Genomic DNA, 20260 nt, shown 5'->3' on the forward strand with positions numbered 1-20260 from the left:
TTTGAATAAAGCCCACTCTGCATCACTGCGCTATGACCCCCGCGAACTCTCGGATGAAGAGTTAGTGGCGCGTGCCCGTGACGAGTTATTTCATATAACCCGCGCCTATGAAGAGTTAATGCGCCGTTATCAACGTACTTTATTTAACGTGTGCGCGCGTTATTTGGGTAACGACCGTGATGCGGATGATGTCTGCCAAGAAGTTATGCTCAAGGTTTTATATGGCCTTAAAAACTTTGAGGGTAAGTCAAAGTTTAAAACATGGCTGTACAGCATCACGTATAACGAATGCATTACTCAATATCGTAAAGAGCGTCGCAAACGCCGTCTTATTGACGCCCTAAGCTTGGATCCGCTCGAAGAAGCGTCTGAAGAGAAAGAGCCAAAGCCTGAAGATAAAGGTGGACTTGATCGTTGGCTGGTGCACGTTAATCCCATCGATCGGGAAATTTTGGTGCTACGTTTTGTCGCAGAGCTGGAGTTCCAAGAGATTGCCGACATTATGCACATGGGCCTAAGTGCTACGAAAATGCGCTATAAGCGGGCACTTGATCGGCTACGCGATAAATTTTCGGATAGCGCTGAAACTTACTTAGAATAAAACCGTCATAGCTAACGGTTAATTCTGGTAGAATTATCGGCTGAGTTGTCTTGTGTTTGTCAGACAACTTACTGACCATCATGAGATAGGGAATATTGGTAATGAAACTGAAAAACACTTTAGGCGTTGTCATTGGCTCGTTGTTGGCTACTTCTTCCCTCAGTGCTCTGGCCCAGGGCCAAGGCGCTGTAGAAATTGAGGGTTTTGCCAAGAAAGAAATGTTTGACAGCGCCCGTGACTTCAAAAACAACGGCAACCTGTTTGGTGGCAGCATCGGCTACTACCTGACTGACGACGTTGAACTGCGTCTGGCCTATGACGAAGTACACAACGCCCGTGGCGAAGATGGGCGCAACATCAAGGGTTCGAACACCGCTCTGGATGCTCTGTACCACTTCAACAACGCTGGCGACGCACTGCGTCCTTACGTTTCTGCTGGTTTCTCGGATCAGAGCATCGGTCAGTCCGGTCGCAATGGCCGTAATGGCTCCACTTTCGCCAATGTTGGCGGCGGTGCTAAGTACTACTTCACTGACAACTTCTATGCCCGTGCAGGTGTTGAAGCTCAGTACAACATCGACCAGGGCGACACCGAGTGGGCGCCAAGCGTCGGTATCGGCATGAATTTTGGTGGTGGCAGCAAGCCAGCGCCAGTTGTTGTCGCTGCTGTTGAGCCGACTCCTGAGCCGGTAGCTGTTGAAGAGCCGATGGAATTGGTTCGTGTTGAGCTGGACGTTAAGTTCGACTTCGACAAGGCGAACGTTAAAGAAGAAAGCTACGGCGACATCAAGAACCTGGCCGACTTCATGAAGCAGTACCCACAGACCACCACCGTGGTTGAAGGTCACACTGACTCCAAAGGCAGCGACGCTTACAACCAGAACTTGTCCGAGCGCCGCGCCAGCGCTGTTCGTGACGTGCTGGTCAACCAGTACGGCGTCGACGCTGCCCGCGTTAACGCGGCTGGCTACGGCGAAACTCGTCCGGTTGCTGACAACGCCACCGACGCAGGTCGCGCTGTTAACCGTCGCGTAGAAGCTGAAGTAGAAGCTCAGATCCAGCAGTAATCGATCTGGCTGTATAGAAAAGCCCGGCTTAGGCCGGGCTTTTCTTTGTCTGGAAATAGGCTGAGCCGTTATAAAAAAGCATACATACGTCAAATTCCTCTGTATGCACGCTGCAGTGTGGCTCAGTGGGTTTGGCGTCAGTGGCTGCGTTAAACGCATGCGTAGGTAAGGGGAGGGTTAGAAGAGCTAAGGCGAGTAGATTGCTCAGTAACCCGGCGTTGCGGACATGACGGCGCGTAGTGGTCACGGCAATTCCCCTTGCTTTTGGTTTTATGCATAAGGCGTAGCAGAGGATGCACCGGCTGTCACGGCGGCGGTCGAATAATCGAGCAAAAACACTTCGGTCAGACTGAGTCGTAGCGCTTCGGCGAGGTTATGCCGACACTCGCCGGCGTATCTCGGCAGCGTCGGTTATTGGCTTAGCCAGTTCACCTTGCCGAATTTATCGCTGAAGGCGGCTGGCATCTTCACCACCTTGCCCAGCGTGTAGTTAAAAAACACGAAACCGGATTTAGCCATGGCCACTAGCACGCCGTCGGCCGGGCGCGTGATGCGGAAGGTGATGTCGCCGCCGTAGCTGTTGAAATCCATCACGCCGACCTCAAACAGCAATTGATCGCGGGCGTGGGCCTCGGCGCGGTAGGTGGTGGCCAGGTCAGTGACGATGATGCCCGTGCCGTCTTCCTGGGTTTCCTCGATGCCGAACTCGAACAAAAAGCGCGCCCGCGCCTCGGAAATCATCGAGATCATCGAGTCATTGCCCAGGTGGTTGGCGGCGTTGATGTCGGTTACGCGTACGGTCAGGTGAGTGCTGTAGCAGAACTGGTCTTCGGGGAAAGTCAGGGTCAAGCGGGCCATTGCAGCATCCAGTCATTGAAAAGATGGCGAATATTAGCCCTGTTGCGCTCTGTGTGGCAGGTGCTGCGTGGTGTTAGCAGTCTTAGCGTGAGCGTGATTGGCTCTGTCCTTCCTCGACAAACGCCTTGAGCCAGCGCAGCACTTCCACAGCCTCCCAGCGCGAAGGATCGAACATGGCATAGGCCAGGCCTTGGTAACCGACCACGTCCAGTTGGCGGTGATAGCCGGCACGCTGCAATAAAGCTTCTATCTCGGCAAAGCAGGTATTGAAGTGCACCCGTGAGAACGGCATCTTGCCCTCGGTGACGATGCCATCGAGCTGTAATTCTTCGACGATGCTGCGGACTTTTTCCACAGCCATGCGGTTTACGCTGTCTTTCATATGCAATACGTCTTGCATGTGGGTACTCCTGTTAGCGCCTTGTAAGGGTCCGTTTACGGGCTGTGCGGTTGGCTGAATAGCCAGAACAAGGGTAATCGAAAAGTACTGTACAAATAAACAGTATTCGACAATAGTAAGTCCAAGGCCTAAATCGTCACCTACTCGATCTCTCCCGCTATTTGCTCGCAGAGCCAATGGCGACAGGTACTGCAAAGGAGTCGCTAACAATGCAACAGATGCTGATGACACTTGTGCTACTGGGTCTTTTATCCGGCTGTGCGCAGCCGCAGCTCGATCAGCCCCGAGCCAATGGCACCTACCTAGTGATAGAGGGCAACCAGGCCTGGGCCGTGCTGGTATTCGACGGCACTCGCGTTGAAGAGCGCGGTACGGTGGTGGATGTAATTAAGCAGCCTAGCGAGGGCGCTGCAGTGGCGGCCAGTTACGTGATCGAGACGACTAATTGCGGCCGTGTGCAGTGGTTGAGCGAGCGTTCGGATGCAGCCGATGGCATGACTAATCGGATGTCGCTGCACAGTAGCAACCAGCTGGGGCAAAGTGGTTGCGTGATTGCTGATGGGTTGAGCCGGGTGTGGACGGTGCTGGATTATTCGAGCTGAAACGCTAGAGGGCACCCTAAGGTGCCCTCTGTGTGATTACTGGTCGTGAGGCTTGGCTTTTTGGCCGGCTAGTAGGCCGTCCGCGCGGAACATCGTCTTAATGCCGCGAAGCGCCTGGCGGGTGCGGTCTTGGTTTTCGATCAGGGCAAAGCGCACATGGTCGTCACCGTAATCACCGAAGCCAATACCTGGAGAGACGCAGACCTTGGCTTCCAGTAGCAGCTTCTTGGCAAACTCCAGTGAGCCGAGATGGGCATACTGCTCAGGAATCTTGGCCCAGACATACATCGAGGCTTTCGGGTTCTCAACCATCCAGCCCAGCTCATGCAGGCCTTTGACCAATAAGTTGCGACGCTGGCGGTACTGTTCGGCGATATCGCGCACGCACTGTTGGTCGCCTTCCAGCGCAGCAATAGCTGCGACTTGCAGCGGGGTGAAGGTGCCGTAGTCGTGGTAGCTCTTGATCCGTGCGAGTGCGTTGACCAGCTCTTTATTGCCGACCATAAAGCCGATGCGCCAGCCGGCCATGTTGTAGCTCTTGGACAGGGTGAAGAACTCCACGGCAATGTCTTTGGCGCCCGGCACCTGCATGATCGACGGTGCTTTCCAGCCGTCATAGACGATGTCGGCGTACGCCAGATCGTGAATAACCAGTACGTCGTATTGCTTGGCCAGGGCCACCACGCGCTCGAAGAAGTCCAGCTCTACACATTGCGCAGTGGGGTTGGAAGGGAAGCCGAGGATCATCATCTTCGGCTTGGGTATGGATTCGCGAATCGCGCGCTCCAGTTCAGCGAAGAAGTCCACGCCCGGAATCAGCGGCACCGAACGCACCTGTGCGCCGGCGATGACTGCACCGTAGATGTGGATTGGATAGCTGGGGTTAGGTACCAGCACGGTATCGCCATGGTCCAGAGTGGCCAGCATCAAATGTGCCAGGCCTTCCTTTGAGCCGATGGTGACGATTGCCTCACTTTCCGGGTCGATGTCGACTTCGTAGCGGTCTTTGTACCAGCGCGAAATAGCGCGGCGCAGGCGCGGAATGCCGCGTGAAGTCGAGTAGCCGTGGGTGTCTTCGCGTTGGGCGACCTGTACCAGCTTTTCGACGATATGCGGTGGGGTGGGGCCATCCGGGTTGCCCATGCTGAAGTCGATGATGTCTTCGCCACGGCGGCGCGCGGCCATCTTCAGTTCGGTGGTGATATTGAACACATAGGGGGGAGTCGATCGATGCGCGCAAAGCGGCGCGGAGCTTGATCAGCCATGCTTTCCTCGGATACGTAAGCGCCCGGAACCGTCCGAGCGACGTTGGCCAGTGCGCTGGCCAGGCGGTGAAGATAAATGGCGTTGCGTCGCCTGTCCAGCACAGTCACGCCGCCGCGCGGCATAACAGTGCGTGAGGTGTAGCCATTGAGTTACTCGATCATGGGCTGATCCGCCTGATCAGCTGTCCCGCCTTCTGTAAGCCGTTAGTGACTAGACGTGCCTTCAAGGCGAATGCCTGTGCTTTTTGAGGTTGTCCACTGTGATCAGTAGATCCTGGCCGTAAGACCTTTAGCGGCGAACTCATTGGACAGAAAAGAAAAAGCCCCGCACTAGGCGGGGCTCTTCTTAAGCTTACGACGTGATGCGTTGTTTCGTTAAGCTTGAACGACCGGGATGTTGGCGTTCGCAGCAGCTTCACGGAACTCGGCGATCTGGTCGAAGCTCAGGTAGCGGTAAACGTCCGCTGCCATGGTGTCGATTTCCTTCGCGTAGACCATGTACTCCTCAACACTCGGCAGTTTGCCGGTGATTGCAGCAACCGCCGCCAGTTCGGCCGAAGCCAGGTAGACGTTGGCGCCATCACCCAGACGGTTGGGGAAGTTACGGGTCGAGGTCGATACCACGGTGGAGTTGGCTTCAACGCGTGCCTGGTTACCCATGCACAGCGAGCAGCCTGGCATTTCCAGACGAGCGCCGGCTTTGCCGTAGATACCGTAGTAGCCTTCCTCGGTCAGCTGATGCTGGTCCATTTTGGTTGGCGGCGACAGCCACAAGCGAGTCGGCAGCGAACCGTCGACTTTTTCCAGCAGCTTGCCAGCGGCGCGGAAGTGACCAATGTTGGTCATGCACGAGCCGATAAACACTTCGTCGATCTTCTCACCCGCAACGGTCGACAGCAGACGGGCATCGTCCGGGTCGTTCGGTGCGCAGAGAACTGGCTCATTGATGTCAGCCAGATCGATTTCGATGATCTCTGCGTACTCAGCGTCTTTATCAGCCGTCATCAGCTTAGGATCAGCCAACCAAGCTTCCATCGCTTGTGCACGGCGCTCCATGGTGCGTGCATCGCCGTAACCTTCGCTGATCATCCAGCGCAGCAGGGTGATGTTCGAACGCAGGTACTCAGCGATGGCTTTTTCCGGCAGCTTGATGGTGCAACCCGCAGCGGAACGCTCGGCAGAGGCGTCGGACAGCTCGAACGCTTGCTCAACAGTCAGCTCGTCGAGGCCTTCGATTTCGAGGATGCGACCGGAGAAGGCGTTAACTTTGCCCTTCTTCTCAACGGTCAGCAGGCCTTTCTGGATGGCTGCGTAAGGAATCGCATGGACCAAGTCACGCAGAGTGATGCCTGGCTGCAGCTTGCCTTTGAAGCGCACCAGAATGGACTCTGGCATGTCCAGTGGCATCACGCCGGTGGCGGCGGCGAACGCTACCAGGCCGGAGCCGGCCGGGAAGGAGATGCCCATCGGGAAGCGGGTGTGCGAGTCACCACCGGTACCGACGGTGTCCGGCAGCAGCATGCGGTTCAGCCAGCTGTGGATGATGCCGTCACCAGGACGCAGGGAAACACCGCCACGGGTGCGGATGAAATCCGGCAGGGTGTGGTGGGTGGTGACGTCGATTGGCTTCGGGTAAGCCGCGGTGTGGCAGAACGACTGCATCACCAGGTCAGCGGAGAAACCCAGGCAAGCAAGGTCTTTCAGCTCGTCACGGGTCATTGGGCCAGTGGTGTCCTGGGAGCCGACGGTGGTCATCTTCGGTTCGCAATAAGTACCAGGGCGAACGCCTTGGCCTTCAGGCAGACCGCAGGCCTTGCCGACCATCTTCTGCGCCAGGGTGAAACCCTTGGTGCTGGCAGCCGGTGGTTCAGGCAGCTTGAACAGGTCAGTCGGGCCAAGGCCCAGTTCAGCGCGGGCTTTCTCGGTCAACCCGCGACCGATGATCAGCGGGATACGGCCGCCAGCACGCACTTCGTCAAGCAGTACTGGGGTCTTCATTTCGAAGGTGGTCAGTACTTCGTCAGTGCCGTGCTTGCAGACTTTGCCAGCATGCGGGTACAGGTCGATCACGTCGCCCATGTGCATGTTGGAAACGTCGAATTCGATTGGCAGAGCGCCGGCATCTTCCATGGTGTTGTAGAAGATCGGAGCAATCTTGCTGCCGAAGCAGAAGCCGCCTGCGCGCTTGTTCGGTACGTTCGGGATGTCGTCGCCGAAGAACCACAGCACCGAGTTGGTGGCGGATTTACGCGAAGAGCCAGTACCCACTACGTCGCCGACGTAGGCGATCGGGAAGCCTTCGTTGCGCATGGCTTCGATTTGCTTCATCGGGCCAGTGACGCCTTGCTCGTCCGGCACGATACCGTCGCGAGCCATTTTCAGCATGGCCAGAGCGTGCAGCGGGATGTCAGGGCGCGACCAGGCATCAGGAGCAGGGGACAGGTCATCGGTGTTGGTTTCACCGGTAACCTTGAATACGCGCAGGCTGATCTTGTCGGCCAGGGTTGGGCGGTTTTTAAACCACTCGCCATCAGCCCAAGATTGCATAACGGCTTTAGCGTGAACGTTGCCGTTCTTAGCTTTTTCAGCGACGTCGTGGAAAGCGTCGAACATCAGCAGGGTGTGCTTCAGTTGCTCGGCAGTCACGCCAGCCAGTTCGCTGTCGTCGAGCAGCTCAACCAGCGTGGCGATGTTGTAGCCGCCCTGCATGGTGCCCAGCAGCTCAACAGCGTGATGCTTGTTGATCAGTGGGGAGGTGGCTTCGCCTTTGGCAATGGCAGAGAGGAAACCGGCCTTGACATAGGCGGCTTCGTCGACGCCTGGCGGCACGCGGTTGGTGATCAGGTCGAGCAGAACAGCTTCTTCGCCGGCTGGCGGATTTTTCAGCAGCTCGATCAGGCCTGCGGTTTGTTCGGCGTTCAGCGGCTGGGGCACGATACCCTGAGCGGCACGCTCTGCTACATGTTTGCGGTAGGCTTCAAGCACAGTTATTACCCTCATCAGTGGTCCCAAAGGCGTGTCCGGGACGCGATCCAGAAAAACAACAAACCAGGCGCTTCGTGGCTTTATGGGCCGCTCAGCCGAGATTGTGCTGCTTTCTTGCAGAAGCTGTTTTCAAAGTTTTACGCCGGCAGGACGGGCTGGATGAGGGCTGGTACCGACACTTGAAAGGGTGGCTCAAGGGGCGGTACCAACATCGAACCTGCAGGATTGACTGTGCTCGTGACGCTTTGAAAACAGCTTCCAACGGACGTTGCTGCCTCTAAAAGGCCGGCTGAGTCTACTGGAAAGCTTTCACAAAGTTAAGCCAAAGGCCCCGCTTATATAGGGGTGATCTGCCTTAGACAAAGGGCTAAGATGCCAGCCTATCCGCCAGTATCCATGCCTTTCGTTATGTCTAATCAACGCATCAAAACCCCTTGTGTTGGCCTGTGCTCGACTGTTTACGGTGATTTGGTCTGCCGTGGCTGTAAGCGTTTCCACCATGAGGTGATCAACTGGAACGGTTACAACGACGAGGAAAAACACGCCGTCTGGCTGCGCCTGGAGGTGTTGCTGGTGCAGGTGATGACGGCGAAGCTCGAGGTTTTCGATGAAAACCGCCTGCGCATGCAGTTGGAGCAGCGCAAGATTCGCTTTGTCCCGCAGCAGTCACCTTATTGCTGGGCCTACCAGCTGATTGCCCGTGGCGCCCGAGTGATCAGCCAGTTAGAGGCGTATGGCATGGTGCTATTGCCGGAGTTTCGCGAGTGGAACCTGCCTGAGTTGCGCGACGCGATTGATCGCGAGTTCTTTCTATTATCGGAAGCGCATTACCAGCGCTATATCGCGCCGCAATTTCTGCGTGATGGTTTGAATGTGCAGATTTAGCCCTGAGTTAAACGACAAAGCCGCCCTGCAAGGCGGCTTTGTCATTGTGCGCCAGGCATGGCGCGTTGCGCGCAAGCGCAACCAGCTTGGCTGTGGTGGCCTCGCTGGTGACTTGGAGGTGAAAGTCCTCTACACACCCGGCAAGGGGAAGTGTTAGCCAGAGGCAAGGGTGTCGCGGGTGACCGCGAATCTGAAGGAAGCCCGAGGCAAAATGCTGGCCTGACGTACAGGAAGCGGATAGAGGCGTCGTAGTGGGGTGAGGTCGCAATGACAGCCAAAGCCCAATACTTGCACGGAACACTACGGCGTAAATCCGACAGGCATAAGCAGGAAGGTCGCGCGAATTACCCTGGGAGATCTGTAGGTTTGCCACTGGGCTACCAAGCGTCGCGAGGCGCTGGGATGAATCTACAGAAGTCAGCCGAAGCCGTAGTAAGTGACGAATGACCGCGTCACCAAGGGCCGAACAGGTTATGCCGCCAGTAGGCGTCAGAGTCTCGTCGAATGTCGAAAAGCAGAAAATTCTCCGAGGGAGAACTGTGAACCTAAGTTCCGGACGGTATCCGCGGACGACGGTTGGCAGTGCGCAGGCATCGGCGTCGTCTGTGACGTGGACGAACGCGGAGCCGGACACGCTGATGGAGCGGGTGCTTACACCGGCCAACCTCAAGCGTGCGTACCAACGCGTAGTCAGCAACAAGGGAGCGCCGGGTGCCGATGGCATGACGGTCGACGAATTGGCGGGTTACGTAAAACAGTATTGGTCAACCCTCAAGGCGAGACTGCTAGCCGGCGAGTATCACCCACAAGGTGTTCGCGCCGTCGACATCCCCAAGCCCAAAGGCGGCACCCGACAGCTGGGTATCCCTAGCGTCGTGGATCGCCTGATCCAACAGGCATTGCTGCAACAGCTCACGCCGATCTTCGATCCGCTGTTCTCGAACTACAGCTACGGTTTTCGTCCGGACAGAAGCGCCCACCAGGCCATTGAAACAGCCCGTGCCCATGTGGCGGCGGGTCACCGTTGGTGCGTGGAACTCGATCTTGAGAAGTTCTTTGACCGAGTCAATCACGACATCCTGATGGCCCATGTGCAGCGTTATGTCGAGGACAAACGCGTGCTCAGGCTGATCCGTCGCTACCTCGAAGTCGGAGTCATGTCGGGCGGGATCGTCAGCCAGCGACAAGAGGGGACGCCGCAAGGCGGCCCGCTCTCGCCGTTGCTGTCGAACATTTTGCTCAATGAGCTCGATCGAGAGCTTGAGCGACGGGGCCATCGCTTCGTGCGTTATGCCGATGATGCGAACATTTATGTACGTAGCCGTCGTGCTGGCGAGCGAGTGATGAACAGCGTCGAGCGCTTCCTGAGCAGGCGTCTGAAACTGACGCTGAATCGGGAAAAGAGCCGGGTGGCAAGGCCGTGGGTCTGTGACTATTTGGGTTATGGGATGAGCTGGCATCAACAGCCGAGACTAAGAGTGGCGACGATGAGTTTGAGTCGCTTGCGTGCCCGGCTCAAAGGGCTTCTAAGCGGAGCGCGTGGACGCAAGATGTCGGATGTCATCGAGCGAATAAACCCTGCGCTGCGTGGCTGGGCGGGCTACTTCAAGTTGAGCCAGAGTAAGCGACCACTTGAAGAGCTGGATGGCTGGGTGCGTCACAAACTTCGCTGCGCTGTATGGCGTCAATGGAAGCAATCCGCAACGAGGGTTCGCAACCTGATGCGCCTGGGACTCAGCGAGGCCCGCGCATCCAAGTCTGCGTCTAATGGCCGTGGCCCATGGTGGAACTCGGGAGCGGCGCATATGAATCAGGCGCTGCCGAAGAAGCTATGGGATCGCCTGGGGCTGGTCTCAATACTGGATACGATCAACCGGCTTAGCCGCATAACCTGAACCGCCGTATACGGAACCGTACGTACGGTGGTGTGAGAGGACGGCGGATGTGAATCCGCCTCCTACTCGATTCTGTCGCTCGGCCTTAGCGCTGAGCGACCAGTTCTTCCAGGTGCGCGATGATGTCGTCTGGCTTGAGCACCAGGATGTCGCTTTCGAGGGCGTCGAGAATCACTTCGGCAGTATTGCCGATCAACGCGCCAGACAGTCCGGTGCGTGCAACGGTGCCAATCACGGTAACGCCTGCGTTGAGCTGGCGTGCGATCTGCGGAATCAATGAGTCGGCTGGCCCTTCGACGATATGCAGGTGTTCATCGCTGATGTCGTACTCGGCCTGGAAGGCTTTGCACTGCTCCCGGTAACGCGCTTCGATGGTCTCTCTTAGTTGAAAGGTCGGGTCGGCCGCTGAAAGCATCGGTGTTGGGTGGGCGCTGATGACATGCAGTTCAGCCTTAGCCAGGGCGGCGATATCATAACCATGGCTGACAATACTGGTGTGCAGCGTGCGGTGTTCGCCATCGGCATTGCCCACGTCTACGGCCGCCAAGATTACGCTGTCGGCCCAGGGCTTATCGGTTTTGACCATTAATACAGGAGCGGGGCAGTAACGCAGCAACTTCCAGTCACCCGGAGTGAGCAGGGCTTTTTTTAGCGGGTTATCGGGGAAGTGTTGCTTAATCACCAAGCCGCAGCCTTCGGCTTGCTGCACGTTGATGATGGTTTGGTGCTGGCTATCATCCCAGGCTTGCTGGCTGGAGGTGCTGTACCCTTCGCTGTTGAGCAAACCGGTGAGGTCGCGAAGGTAATCGCCGTGGTCACTCTTCTTGTCGCACACCAACAGGTGCAGGTGTGACTGCGTGACGCCGGCAATCAGTTTGGCGCGCTTGAGAGCCAAGTCGTCCGTGTGCGTCGGTTCCACCACCACCAGAATGCTGCGAATAGCTTGCATGATCGTCTCCATGTGCAGTCAATTGTTCTAATTATCACTATAGATCGCTGCCACTCGATCAATGCTGATTGATGTCAATCGAGTGGCTGTTTGCGCGCTCAATCGTATAATGCGCGCCCTCTAGCGTTATCACTCTTGCCGGCCTAGCTCTGTGAATTTATGTATCTGTTAGCTGAAATTGAACCCCTGCAGCACTGTCGTTTTTCTGTGGCCACGCCTTGCCGCGCAGCAGGTCTGTGGTCATGAACCTGCCTGAAATCCACGATTTTCTGGGTTGCCGTACGCCGGTTGCCTGGATCACCGCTGCTTTGGCTGACCAGCAGACCCTGCTGATCGACCATAAGAACTGCGAGTTCAAGGCGGCCAGTACGGCGCTGAGCCTGATGGCCAAGTACAGCACCTATGCGGACTTGCTCAACGCCATGTCGCGCCTGGCCCGTGAGGAGCTGGTGCACCACGAGCAGGTGTTGCGCATCATGAAACGGCGCAAAATCGGCTTGCGGCCGGTATCCGCGGCGCGCTACGCCTCGGGTTTGCGCAAGGTAGTGCGCACCCATGAGCCGCACAAACTGGTGGATACCCTGGTGGTCGGTGCGTTTATCGAGGCGCGCAGCTGTGAGCGCTTCGAGGCGCTGGTGCCGCATCTGGATGAAGAGCTGGGTAAGTTTTATTTCGGCTTGCTGAAAAGCGAGGCGCGGCATTTTCAGAATTATCTGAAGTTGGCCTACCAATACGGCGAGGCTCGAGATGTTGATCAGGCCATCGAGCGGGTGAGGGCGGCGGAGCGAGAGCTGATCGAGTCGCCAGACACTGAGTTTCGTTTTCACAGCGGGATTCCGCCACGCTGAAACCCTGGCGCGCCGAGCAGGCGCGCGGCTATGTGGCTGATGTGGCGGTTTTGTCGGGCGTGTGAGGCGGTTAGTCTGCCGCCAGCTCGAACGCGTTTTGCTGCAAGCCTTGCCGGTCTACCTGCAAGGCCCAGCCCTGCTGGTCCCAGTCGCCGAGGACGATGCGTTGCGCCGCCTCGCCGTTGACCTGCAGTTGATGGGTGGCCGGGCGATGGGTGTGGCCGTGAATCAGCGTGCGTACGCGGTGGGCGGCCATGATGCGCGGCACTTCGTCCGGGGTGACGTCGACAATTTCGCTGGCTTTCATGCGGGTTTGCGCGCGGCTTTCATTGCGCAGCTTGCGCGCCAGTTTGTGCCGGGTGCTGAGCGGCAGGTTGCGCAGGATAAACAGGGCGATGGGGTTGCGCAGCCAGCGGCGCAGCTTCATGTAACCAATATCCTGAGTGCACAGGCTGTCGCCGTGCATCAGCAGCGTGCGCTCACCGTTAAGCTCAATCACGCACGGGTCTGGAATTAGGCTGCAGCCTGCTTCTTGGCAGAAGGCCTTGCCGATCAGGAAATCACGATTGCCGTGCATCAGATAGATGCGCGTGCCGCGCTCGCTAAGGTTGCGCAGCGCTTGGGCAATCGAGCGTTGAAACGGGGTAATGGCGTCGTCGCCGATCCACACTTCAAAGAAGTCGCCCAGGATATACAGCGCCTGAGCGTGAACCGCACGAGTTTCGAGAAAATGCAGGAAGGCCCGGCTGATAGCCGGGCGCTCCTGTTCAAGATGCAGATCGGAGATCAGTAGAATCACTCAACGATCTCGGCGCGCTCGATGATCACGTCTTCAACGGGCACATCTTGGTGGCCGGATTTGCTGGTGGTGTCCACGGCCTTGATCGCGTTAACCACGTCCATGCCTTCAACCACTTCACCAAACACCGCGTAGCCCCAGCCCTGAACGGTTGGCGCGCTGTGATTAAGGAAGCTGTTGTCGCCAACGTTGATAAAGAACTGCGCGGAAGCCGAATGCGGCTCCATGGTGCGGGCCATGGCCACGGTGCCGATCTTGTTGGCAACGCCGTTGTTGGCTTCGTTTTTGATCGGTGCGCGGGTGGTTTTCTGCTTCATGCCCGGCTCAAAGCCACCGCCTTGGATCATGAAGTTGCTGATCACACGGTGAAATACCGTGTTGTCGTAATGGCCATCTTTAACGTACTGCTTGAAGTTGGCCACGGTCTCTGGGGCTTTGTCTTCGAACAGCTTGAGGGTGATAACGCCGTGGTTGGTGTGCAGCTTGATCATGGAGGTAATCGCTCTGTCGATAAATCCGTGAGCCGTTTTGTGACCGTGCGTGTGCTGTGTGGCGACATGCAATGGGCATTGAGGCGGCTCTTGGGCCTGTCAGGGGATTGACAGCTTCGGCTATGATAAGCGCTTTGTTTTAGCCGGCCTACCCTGCGCCGCGCACCTGCATGATCAAGGACCCCATGAGCAAGCCAGAAGCTGTCGCCGCCGCTAACATTTTTCGCCCCATCGTCCAGGCCGACCTGGATGCCGGCAAACACGCGAAAATCATCACCCGTTTTCCGCCGGAGCCCAATGGCTACCTGCATATCGGCCATGCCAAGTCGATCTGCCTGAACTTTGGCTTGGCCAAGGAGTTTGGTGGCGAGTGCAACCTGCGCTTTGACGACACCAACCCGGCCAAGGAAGACCAGGAATACATCGACGCGATCAAGAGTGATGTGCAGTGGCTGGGTTTTCAGTGGGCCGGCAAGGAGCACTATGCCTCCGACTACTTCGACCAGCTGCACGATTGGGCGGTTGAGCTGATCAAGGCCGGCAACGCCTATGTCTGTGATTTGTCGCCGGAGCAGGCCCGTGAATACCGCGGCAACCTGACCGAGCCGGGCAAGAACAGCCCGTTCCGTGAGCGCAGCGTGGAGGAAAACCTCGACCTGTTTGCGCGCATGAAAGCCGGTGAGTTCGCAGATGGTGTGCGTGCGCTGCGGGCTAAGATTGATATGGCCTCGCCGAACATGAACCTGCGCGACCCGATTCTTTACCGTATTCGCCACGCTCATCACCACCAGACGGGCGACAAGTGGTGCATTTACCCGAGCTATGACTTCACCCACGGCCAGTCGGACGCCATCGAAGGCGTGACCCATTCGATCTGCACCCTGGAGTTTGAAGATCACCGTCCGCTGTATGAGTGGTTCCTGGCGCAACTGCCAGTGCCATCACAGCCGCGTCAGTATGAATTTGCGCGCCTCAACCTGAACTACACCATCACCAGCAAGCGCAAGCTCAAGCAACTGGTTGATGAGAAGCACGTCAATGGTTGGGACGACCCGCGTATGTCGACCCTGTCGGGCTTCCGCCGTCGTGGCTACACGCCAGCGTCGATCCGTAATTTCTGCGACATGATTGGTGTCAACCGCGCTGGCGGTGTGGTGGATGTGGGCATGCTTGAATTCGCCATCCGTGACGACCTGGACGCCAATGCGGGCCGCGCCATGTGCGTACTCAAACCGCTAAAGGTGGTGATCACCAACTACCCAGAAGGCCAGGTCGAGAATCTAGAGCTGGCGCGTCATCCCAAGCAAGATTTGGGCGTGCGCGTACTGCCGTTCAGCCGCGAAATCTATATCGATGCGGGCGACTTTGAAGAAGTCCCTCCAGCGGGCTTTAAGCGCCTGATCCCCGGCGGCGAAGCGCGTCTGCGCGGCAGCTACGTGATTCGGGCGGATGAAGCGATCAAGGATGCTGAGGGCAACATCGTCGAACTGCGTTGCAGCTATGACGAAAACACCCTGGGCAAGAACCCCGAAGGCCGCAAGGTCAAAGGCGTGATCCATTGGGTGCCGGCGGCTGAAAGCGTCGAGTGCGAAGTGCGCCTGTACGACCGCCTGTTCCGCTCCGCCAACCCGGAGAAGGACGAAGAGGGCGGCAGCTTCCTTGACAACATCAACCCGGATTCGCTGGTGGTACTCAAGGGCTGTCGCGCTGAGCCGTCGCTGGCCAATGCCGTGCCGGAAGAACGCTTCCAGTTCGAGCGTGAAGGCTACTTCTGCGCTGATATCAAGGACAGCAAGCCAGGCGCGCCGGTATTTAACCGTACCGTAACGCTGCGTGACTCCTGGGCTTGATCAAGGCGAACGCGTTATAGACCGGGCCAGCGCGCTGGCCCGTTGTTTTTCAAGGAATCCCGATGCTCTCGATCTACAACACGCTGACCAAAAGCAAAGATGTCTTTAAACCGCTGGTGGGTAACCAGGTGCGCATGTACGTGTGCGGCATGACGGTTTACGACTTCTGTCATATCGGTCATGCGCGGGTGATGGTGGCGTTTGATGTGGTGACTCGCTGGCTGCGCCATCGTGGCTATGAGGTGATCTACGTACGCAATATCACCGACATTGATGACAAAATCATCAAGCGCGCCAATGAAAACGGTGAGCCGTTTGAGGCGCTGGTCGAGCGCATGATCGCGGCCATGCATGAAGATGAGGCGCGCCTGAATGTATTGCGCCCGGATCAGGAGCCGCGCGCTACTGACCATATCGCCGGCATGCACCAGATGATTCAGACCCTGATCGACAAAGACTTTGCCTACGCCCCCGGCAATGGCGACGTGTATTACCGCGTCGGCAAATTCGTCGGCTACGGCAAGCTGTCGCGCAAGAAAATTGAAGACCTGAAAATCGGCGCGCGAATCGAGGTCGATGAAACCAAGCAGGATCCGCTGGATTTCGTCCTGTGGAAGGGCGTCAAGCCGGGCGAGCCGAGCTGGCAGTCGCCGTGGGGCGCGGGTCGTCCAGGCTGGCACATCGAATGCTCGGTGATGTCGACCTGCTGCCTGGGCGAAACCTTCGATATCCATGGCGGTGGCCCGGACCTGGTATTCCCGCACCACGAAAACGAGATTGCGCAGAGCGAAGCGGCCACTGGCAAGCTCTATGCCAACGCCTGGATGCACGCCGGCGCGGTGCGCGTAGATGGCGAGAAGATGTCCAAGAGCCTGGGCAATTTCTTCACCATTCGCGAAGTGCTGGAGAAATACCACCCGGAAGTGGTGCGTTACCTGCTGGTGTCCAGCCACTACCGCAGCCCGATCAACTATTCCGAAGACAGCCTGAAGGAAGCCAAGGGCGCCCTTGAACGCTTTTATAACGCGCTCAAAGGCTTGCCTAAAGTGGCCGCAGCAGGTGGTGAGGCGTTTGTTGAACGGTTTGCGGCGGCAATGGACGATGACTTCAACTCGCCAGAAGCCTGCGCCGTGTTGTTCGAACTGGCCCGCGAGATCAATCGTCTGCGCGAAAGCGATGTCCAGGCAGCAGCTGGTTTAGCGGCGCGTTTGCAGGAACTGGCAAGCGTACTGGGTGTGTTGCAGCTTGAGCCTGAGGCTTTCCTGCAAGCGGGCGCCGCCGGCAAGGTTGATGCGGCCGAGGTTGAAGCGTTGATCGCGGCGCGTCTGCAGGCCCGCACCGAGAAGAACTGGTCCGAGTCTGACCGCATCCGTGATCAGATCACCGCCATGGGTGTGGTGCTGGAAGACGGCAAGGGCGGTACGACTTGGCGTTTGGCTGATTAAACGCAGTGATGAATAAAAAACCGCTTTCGAGCGGTTTTTTATTGCCTGTGGAGTATGCGCGCCACTGATATTGCAGCCGCTCAGGTATTCCCTGGGTAGGCGGCACGCAAGCCTAGCGTGGTTAATGCTCGGTTAATCCGTTTTCACGCAGCCGCTTATACAGCGTGTTACGGCTGACTCCCAGGCTAGAAATGTTGCCGTCGCACGCTTGATATTGGCTGGCTAGATCATCGTCGCCGGTGGCTGCAACGATCTGTTGAAGTCCTAGGGGAAGGCCCGCGATGGACGCAGAGGGTTAATCTCGGCATAAAAAAACGGCACCTACAGGTGCCGTTTTTTATTTCTGCCTGCGCTGCACTCAGTCGTGCAGATGCTCCGCGGCATGCAGGGTGTTTTCCAGCAGGCAGGCGCGGGTCATTGGGCCAACGCCGCCTGGCACTGGGGTAATCCAGCCAGCGCGGGGTAGGGCGGTTTCATAGACCACATCACCAATCAGCTTGCCGTCTTCCTGACGGTTAATACCGACGTCGATCACGATAGCCCCAGGCTTGATCCACTCGCCATGTACCAGGCCAGGCTTGCCGGCCGCGACGACAACGATATCGGCCAAGCCAACATGCATGGGCAGGTCTTTAGTAAAGCGGTGGGTCACGGTGACCGTGCAGCCGCCCAGCAGTAATTCCATTGCCATTGGCCGGCCGACGATATTCGAGGCGCCAACTACCACTGCGTGCATGCCGTACAGGTCAGCGCCGGTGCTTTGTAGCAGGGTCATGATGCCTTTAGGGGTGCAGGGGCGCAGCAAGGGCATGCGCTGGGCCAGGCGACCAATGTTGTAAGGGTGGAAGCCGTCAACGTCTTTGTCCGGGCGGATACGCTCCAGCAATAAAGAGGCGTCGAGATGTTCCGGCAGAGGAAGCTGCACCAAGATGCCGTCAATAGTCGGCTCATCATTGAGGCGGTCGATCAATGCCATCAACTCTGCCTGGCCTGTGGTGGCTGGCAGGTCATAAGCCTGTGAGACGAAACCGACTTCTTCGCAATCTTTACGCTTGTGCGAGACATAGACCTGGGACGCGGGGTCGCTGCCGACGAGAATTACGGCTAGCCCGGGTGCGCGCAGGCCTTGCTGGCGTCGTTCGGCGACACGTTTGGCGATCTGCTGACGCAGGCCGGCGGCAATTGCTTTGCCATCGATCAGTTGTGCGGTCATTGCGCTTGGTTAACCATAAAGAAAGGATGGGGAAAGGACGCATATTCTCGCATGACCGTGCAGTGGGGCAAAGGCGCACGCCGCGGTTTTCGCGTAACCCCTTTAAATATCTGATTTTTTTTAGCTTTTAGTGTTGACGACCTTAAGTCACCTCTATAACATTCGCCCCGCTTGTCGAGCACAGCCAGACGCTGGGTAAGACGGCAAAGGTAGAAGCTGCAAAGTTTTTTCCGAAGCCGAAAGCTTTAAGTCTGCGTTTGCAGATGGATAAGTGCCCGTAGCTCAGCTGGATAGAGCATCCGCCTTCTAAGCGGATGGTCGCAGGTTCGAGTCCTGCCGGGTGCGCCATTTGGCGGTCTTGGCTCGAGCAAAATGCAATATGGTGGGCGTAGCTCAGTTGGTAGAGCGCAGGATTGTGACTCCTGTTGTCGTGGGTTCGATCCCCATCGTCCACCCCATATTCAGAAAACGCCAGGTTAGCGCCTGGCGTTTTTTATAAAGCTTTACCCGCGGACGTGGTGGAATTGGTAGACACACTGGATTTAGGTTCCAGCGCCGCAAGGTGTGAGAGTTCGAGTCTCTCCGTCCGCACCATCTTTTAGAACTCCCTCCCGTTTGCCGCCTGCTTCTTAGGGTGACTTCTGTATATTGACCCTCTAGAATGCATGCCCTTGATTTGGGGCCGGTAAACGGCCGGCTTATGTCTGTGCAACGAGGAATATCAATGCAAGTTTCTGTTGAAAGTACTTCTGCTCTCGAACGCCGCATGACTGTAGGCGTTTCTGTTGAGCGCATCGAGACTGAAGTCAACAAGCGTCTGCAGCAGACTGCCCGTCGCGCCAAAGTCCCTGGCTTCCGTCCTGGCAAAGTGCCGATGAGTGTGATTCGCCAGCGTTATGAAGACGCTGCGCGCCAGGAAGCACTGGGTGACTTGATCCAGTCGACTTTCTATGAGGCCGTTGTTGAGCAAAAGCTCAATCCAGCTGGCTCTCCGGCCGTTGAGCCGAAGTCTTTCGAGAAAGGCAAGGATCTGGAGTACGTGGCGACCTTCGAGGTGTTCCCGGAGTTCACCGTTGCTGGTTTCGAGTCAATCGCCATCGAGCGCCTGCAGGCTGACGTGACTGACGCTGACGTCGACAACATGCTGGAAATCCTGCGCAAGCAAAACACTCGCTTTGAAGCTGTCGAGCGTGCTGCCGAGAATGGCGATCAGCTCAATATCGACTTCGTTGGCAAAATCGACGGCGAAGCCTTTGCTGGTGGTTCGGCTAAAGGTACGCAGTTGGTTATTGGTTCCGGCCGCATGATTCCTGGCTTTGAAGATGCGCTGGTAGGTGCCAAAGCGGGCGAAGAGCGCGTTATCAATCCGACCTTCCCTGCGGATTACCAGAATCTCGATCTGGCGGGCAAAACCGCTGAGTTCACTGTGACCGTCAACAGCGTTGCAGCGCCTCAGCTGCCTGAGCTGAATGATGAGTTCTTCGCCCTGTTCGGCGTGAAAGAAGGCGGTCTGGAAGGCTTCCGAGCCGAAGTTCGCAAGAACATGGAGCGTGAGCTGCGCCAGGCCATCAAGTCCAAGGTTAAGAATCAAGTCATGGACGGCCTGCTGGCTGCCAATGCGATCGAAGTGCCGAAGGCGTTGGTTAGCAATGAAGTTGATCGTCTGCGCGTTCAGGCCGTACAGCAGTTTGGCGGCAACTTGAAGCCAGACCAGCTGCCAGCTGAGCTGTTCGAAGAGCAAGCCAAGCGCCGCGTTGCGCTGGGTCTGGTTGTGGCTGAAGTGGTTAAGCAGTGTGAACTGAAGCCAGATGACGCTCGCGTTCGCGAAATGATCCAGGAAATGGCTTCGGCTTATCAAGAGCCTGAGCAGGTTGTGGCCTGGTACTACAAAAACGACCAGCAAATGAACGAAGTGCGTTCGGTTGTACTGGAAGAGCAAGTTGTAGATACTGTTTTGCAGAAGGCCAACGTGACCGATAAAGCGGTCTCGTACGAAGAAGCTGTCAAGCCGGTAGAAGCACCACAAGCCGCCTGATTTCTTTACCTCGTTCGAATGCGTCATAAGCCAGCCGCCGTGCTGGCTTATGCGTATTTGTGACATGACTAT

At 57.1% G+C, this 20260-nt stretch carries 16 protein-coding genes, 3 tRNA genes and 1 pseudogene; 12 read left to right on the top strand and 8 right to left on the bottom strand.

The annotated features are described in order from the left end of the window. Position 1 precedes the first annotated feature (1 nt). A complete protein-coding gene (gene sigX, locus ACEPAJ_RS09925; protein WP_274086695.1) occupies positions 2 to 601 on the top strand; it encodes an RNA polymerase sigma factor SigX in 600 nt (199 codons plus the stop codon). A 101-nt stretch (positions 602 to 702) separates the two neighbouring features. Beyond that, positions 703 to 1668 (top strand): OmpA family protein, encoded by a 966-nt coding sequence (locus ACEPAJ_RS09930; protein WP_425914704.1) that lies wholly within the window; start codon positions 703 to 705, stop codon positions 1666 to 1668. A gap of 411 nt (positions 1669 to 2079) precedes the next feature. On the opposite strand, the gene ACEPAJ_RS09935 is transcribed toward ACEPAJ_RS09930, so the two are convergent. Continuing rightward, positions 2080 to 2526, bottom strand: coding sequence for a thioesterase family protein (locus tag ACEPAJ_RS09935; RefSeq protein ID WP_425914705.1), 447 nt, complete (start codon positions 2524 to 2526; stop codon positions 2080 to 2082). An 82-nt stretch (positions 2527 to 2608) separates the two neighbouring features. After that, positions 2609 to 2926: a transcriptional regulator gene (locus ACEPAJ_RS09940; RefSeq protein ID WP_425914706.1), complete on the bottom strand. Its 318-nt coding sequence runs from the start codon at positions 2924 to 2926 to the stop codon at positions 2609 to 2611. Between the two features lie 209 nt (positions 2927 to 3135). On the opposite strand from ACEPAJ_RS09940, the gene ACEPAJ_RS09945 reads away from it, so the two are divergent. After that, positions 3136 to 3528 (top strand): hypothetical protein, encoded by a 393-nt coding sequence (locus ACEPAJ_RS09945; RefSeq protein ID WP_425914707.1) that lies wholly within the window; start codon positions 3136 to 3138, stop codon positions 3526 to 3528. Between the two features lie 36 nt (positions 3529 to 3564). Here ACEPAJ_RS09945 and alaC read toward each other — a convergent pair. Together alaC and acnB are read right to left on the bottom strand one after the other, a co-directional pair. After that, positions 3565 to 4793 (bottom strand): annotated as a pseudogene (alaC, locus tag ACEPAJ_RS09950) (alanine transaminase). Positions 4794 to 5168: 375 nt separating this feature from the next. Then, positions 5169 to 7778, bottom strand: coding sequence for a bifunctional aconitate hydratase 2/2-methylisocitrate dehydratase (gene acnB / locus ACEPAJ_RS09955; protein ID WP_425917991.1), 2610 nt, complete (start codon positions 7776 to 7778; stop codon positions 5169 to 5171). 408 nt (positions 7779 to 8186) lie between these two features. Here acnB and ACEPAJ_RS09960 point away from each other — a divergent pair, with 408 nt between their 5' ends. Next, entirely contained in the window at positions 8187 to 8663 is a 477-nt protein-coding gene (locus tag ACEPAJ_RS09960; RefSeq protein ID WP_425914708.1) for a DUF1289 domain-containing protein, read from the top strand. A gap of 473 nt (positions 8664 to 9136) precedes the next feature. Next, positions 9137 to 10558, top strand: coding sequence for a group II intron reverse transcriptase/maturase (gene ltrA, locus ACEPAJ_RS09965; RefSeq protein ID WP_425913153.1), 1422 nt, complete (start codon positions 9137 to 9139; stop codon positions 10556 to 10558). A gap of 85 nt (positions 10559 to 10643) precedes the next feature. Here ltrA and ACEPAJ_RS09970 read toward each other — a convergent pair whose 3' ends face one another. Further along, positions 10644 to 11507: a universal stress protein gene (locus ACEPAJ_RS09970; protein ID WP_425914709.1), complete on the bottom strand. Its 864-nt coding sequence runs from the start codon at positions 11505 to 11507 to the stop codon at positions 10644 to 10646. A gap of 242 nt (positions 11508 to 11749) precedes the next feature. Between ACEPAJ_RS09970 and ACEPAJ_RS09975 the strand changes: the two genes are divergently transcribed. After that, positions 11750 to 12355 carry a tRNA-(ms[2]io[6]A)-hydroxylase gene (locus tag ACEPAJ_RS09975; protein WP_425914710.1) on the top strand — a complete coding sequence of 202 codons (606 nt, stop codon included), beginning with the start codon at positions 11750 to 11752 and terminating at the stop codon, positions 12353 to 12355. 70 nt (positions 12356 to 12425) lie between these two features. On the opposite strand, the gene ACEPAJ_RS09980 is transcribed toward ACEPAJ_RS09975, so the two are convergent. Next, positions 12426 to 13154 (bottom strand): UDP-2,3-diacylglucosamine diphosphatase, encoded by a 729-nt coding sequence (locus ACEPAJ_RS09980; protein ID WP_425914711.1) that lies wholly within the window; start codon positions 13152 to 13154, stop codon positions 12426 to 12428. Continuing rightward, the gene (locus ACEPAJ_RS09985) at positions 13151 to 13645 is read right to left on the bottom strand and encodes a peptidylprolyl isomerase (protein WP_274086685.1); all 495 of its coding nucleotides are present in this window, start codon (positions 13643 to 13645) and stop codon (positions 13151 to 13153) included. The genes ACEPAJ_RS09980 and ACEPAJ_RS09985 overlap by 4 nt, the downstream gene beginning before the upstream one ends. A gap of 185 nt (positions 13646 to 13830) precedes the next feature. Between ACEPAJ_RS09985 and ACEPAJ_RS09990 the strand changes: the two genes are divergently transcribed. Further along, entirely contained in the window at positions 13831 to 15495 is a 1665-nt protein-coding gene (locus ACEPAJ_RS09990) for a glutamine--tRNA ligase/YqeY domain fusion protein (protein ID WP_425914712.1), read from the top strand. Between the two features lie 62 nt (positions 15496 to 15557). Continuing rightward, entirely contained in the window at positions 15558 to 16940 is a 1383-nt protein-coding gene (gene cysS, locus ACEPAJ_RS09995; RefSeq protein ID WP_425914713.1) for a cysteine--tRNA ligase, read from the top strand. Between the two features lie 358 nt (positions 16941 to 17298). Here cysS and folD read toward each other — a convergent pair whose 3' ends face one another. Beyond that, positions 17299 to 18153 (bottom strand): bifunctional methylenetetrahydrofolate dehydrogenase/methenyltetrahydrofolate cyclohydrolase FolD, encoded by an 855-nt coding sequence (gene folD, locus ACEPAJ_RS10000; protein ID WP_274086677.1) that lies wholly within the window; start codon positions 18151 to 18153, stop codon positions 17299 to 17301. 271 nt (positions 18154 to 18424) lie between these two features. Between folD and ACEPAJ_RS10005 the strand changes: the two genes are divergently transcribed. From ACEPAJ_RS10005 to tig, 4 genes are all read left to right on the top strand, one after another. Next, a tRNA-Arg gene (locus tag ACEPAJ_RS10005) sits at positions 18425 to 18501 on the top strand. 34 nt (positions 18502 to 18535) lie between these two features. Then, positions 18536 to 18611, top strand: a tRNA-His gene (locus tag ACEPAJ_RS10010). A 51-nt stretch (positions 18612 to 18662) separates the two neighbouring features. Continuing rightward, positions 18663 to 18747: transfer RNA gene (locus ACEPAJ_RS10015), tRNA-Leu, on the top strand. A gap of 130 nt (positions 18748 to 18877) precedes the next feature. Beyond that, the gene (gene tig / locus ACEPAJ_RS10020) at positions 18878 to 20188 is read left to right on the top strand and encodes a trigger factor (protein WP_425914714.1); all 1311 of its coding nucleotides are present in this window, start codon (positions 18878 to 18880) and stop codon (positions 20186 to 20188) included. The last annotated feature ends 72 nt before the right edge of the window (positions 20189 to 20260 follow it).

Origin of the sequence: Pseudomonas sp. GWSMS-1 (assembly GCF_049847425.1) — a bacterium.
In the GTDB taxonomy this organism is placed as follows: Bacteria; Pseudomonadota; Gammaproteobacteria; order Pseudomonadales; family Pseudomonadaceae; genus Aquipseudomonas.

What these genes read in the sequence shown, in the direction of transcription:
- ltrA (WP_425913153.1), top strand. Translation starts at nt 9,137, where the DNA reads ATGCCGCCAGTAGGCGTCAGAGTCTCGTCGAATGTCGAAAAGCAGAAA.
- ACEPAJ_RS09930 (WP_425914704.1), top strand. Translation starts at nt 703, where the DNA reads ATGAAACTGAAAAACACTTTAGGCGTTGTCATTGGCTCGTTGTTGGCT.
- ACEPAJ_RS09985 (WP_274086685.1), bottom strand. Translation starts at nt 13,645, where the DNA reads ATGATCAAGCTGCACACCAACCACGGCGTTATCACCCTCAAGCTGTTC.
- ACEPAJ_RS09970 (WP_425914709.1), bottom strand. Translation starts at nt 11,507, where the DNA reads ATGCAAGCTATTCGCAGCATTCTGGTGGTGGTGGAACCGACGCACACG.
- folD (WP_274086677.1), bottom strand. Translation starts at nt 18,153, where the DNA reads ATGACCGCACAACTGATCGATGGCAAAGCAATTGCCGCCGGCCTGCGT.
- ACEPAJ_RS09945 (WP_425914707.1), top strand. Translation starts at nt 3,136, where the DNA reads ATGCAACAGATGCTGATGACACTTGTGCTACTGGGTCTTTTATCCGGC.
- ACEPAJ_RS09940 (WP_425914706.1), bottom strand. Translation starts at nt 2,926, where the DNA reads ATGCAAGACGTATTGCATATGAAAGACAGCGTAAACCGCATGGCTGTG.
- cysS (WP_425914713.1), top strand. Translation starts at nt 15,558, where the DNA reads ATGCTCTCGATCTACAACACGCTGACCAAAAGCAAAGATGTCTTTAAA.
- ACEPAJ_RS09960 (WP_425914708.1), top strand. Translation starts at nt 8,187, where the DNA reads ATGTCTAATCAACGCATCAAAACCCCTTGTGTTGGCCTGTGCTCGACT.
- ACEPAJ_RS09990 (WP_425914712.1), top strand. Translation starts at nt 13,831, where the DNA reads ATGAGCAAGCCAGAAGCTGTCGCCGCCGCTAACATTTTTCGCCCCATC.
- ACEPAJ_RS09935 (WP_425914705.1), bottom strand. Translation starts at nt 2,526, where the DNA reads ATGGCCCGCTTGACCCTGACTTTCCCCGAAGACCAGTTCTGCTACAGC.
- ACEPAJ_RS09975 (WP_425914710.1), top strand. Translation starts at nt 11,750, where the DNA reads ATGAACCTGCCTGAAATCCACGATTTTCTGGGTTGCCGTACGCCGGTT.
- tig (WP_425914714.1), top strand. Translation starts at nt 18,878, where the DNA reads ATGCAAGTTTCTGTTGAAAGTACTTCTGCTCTCGAACGCCGCATGACT.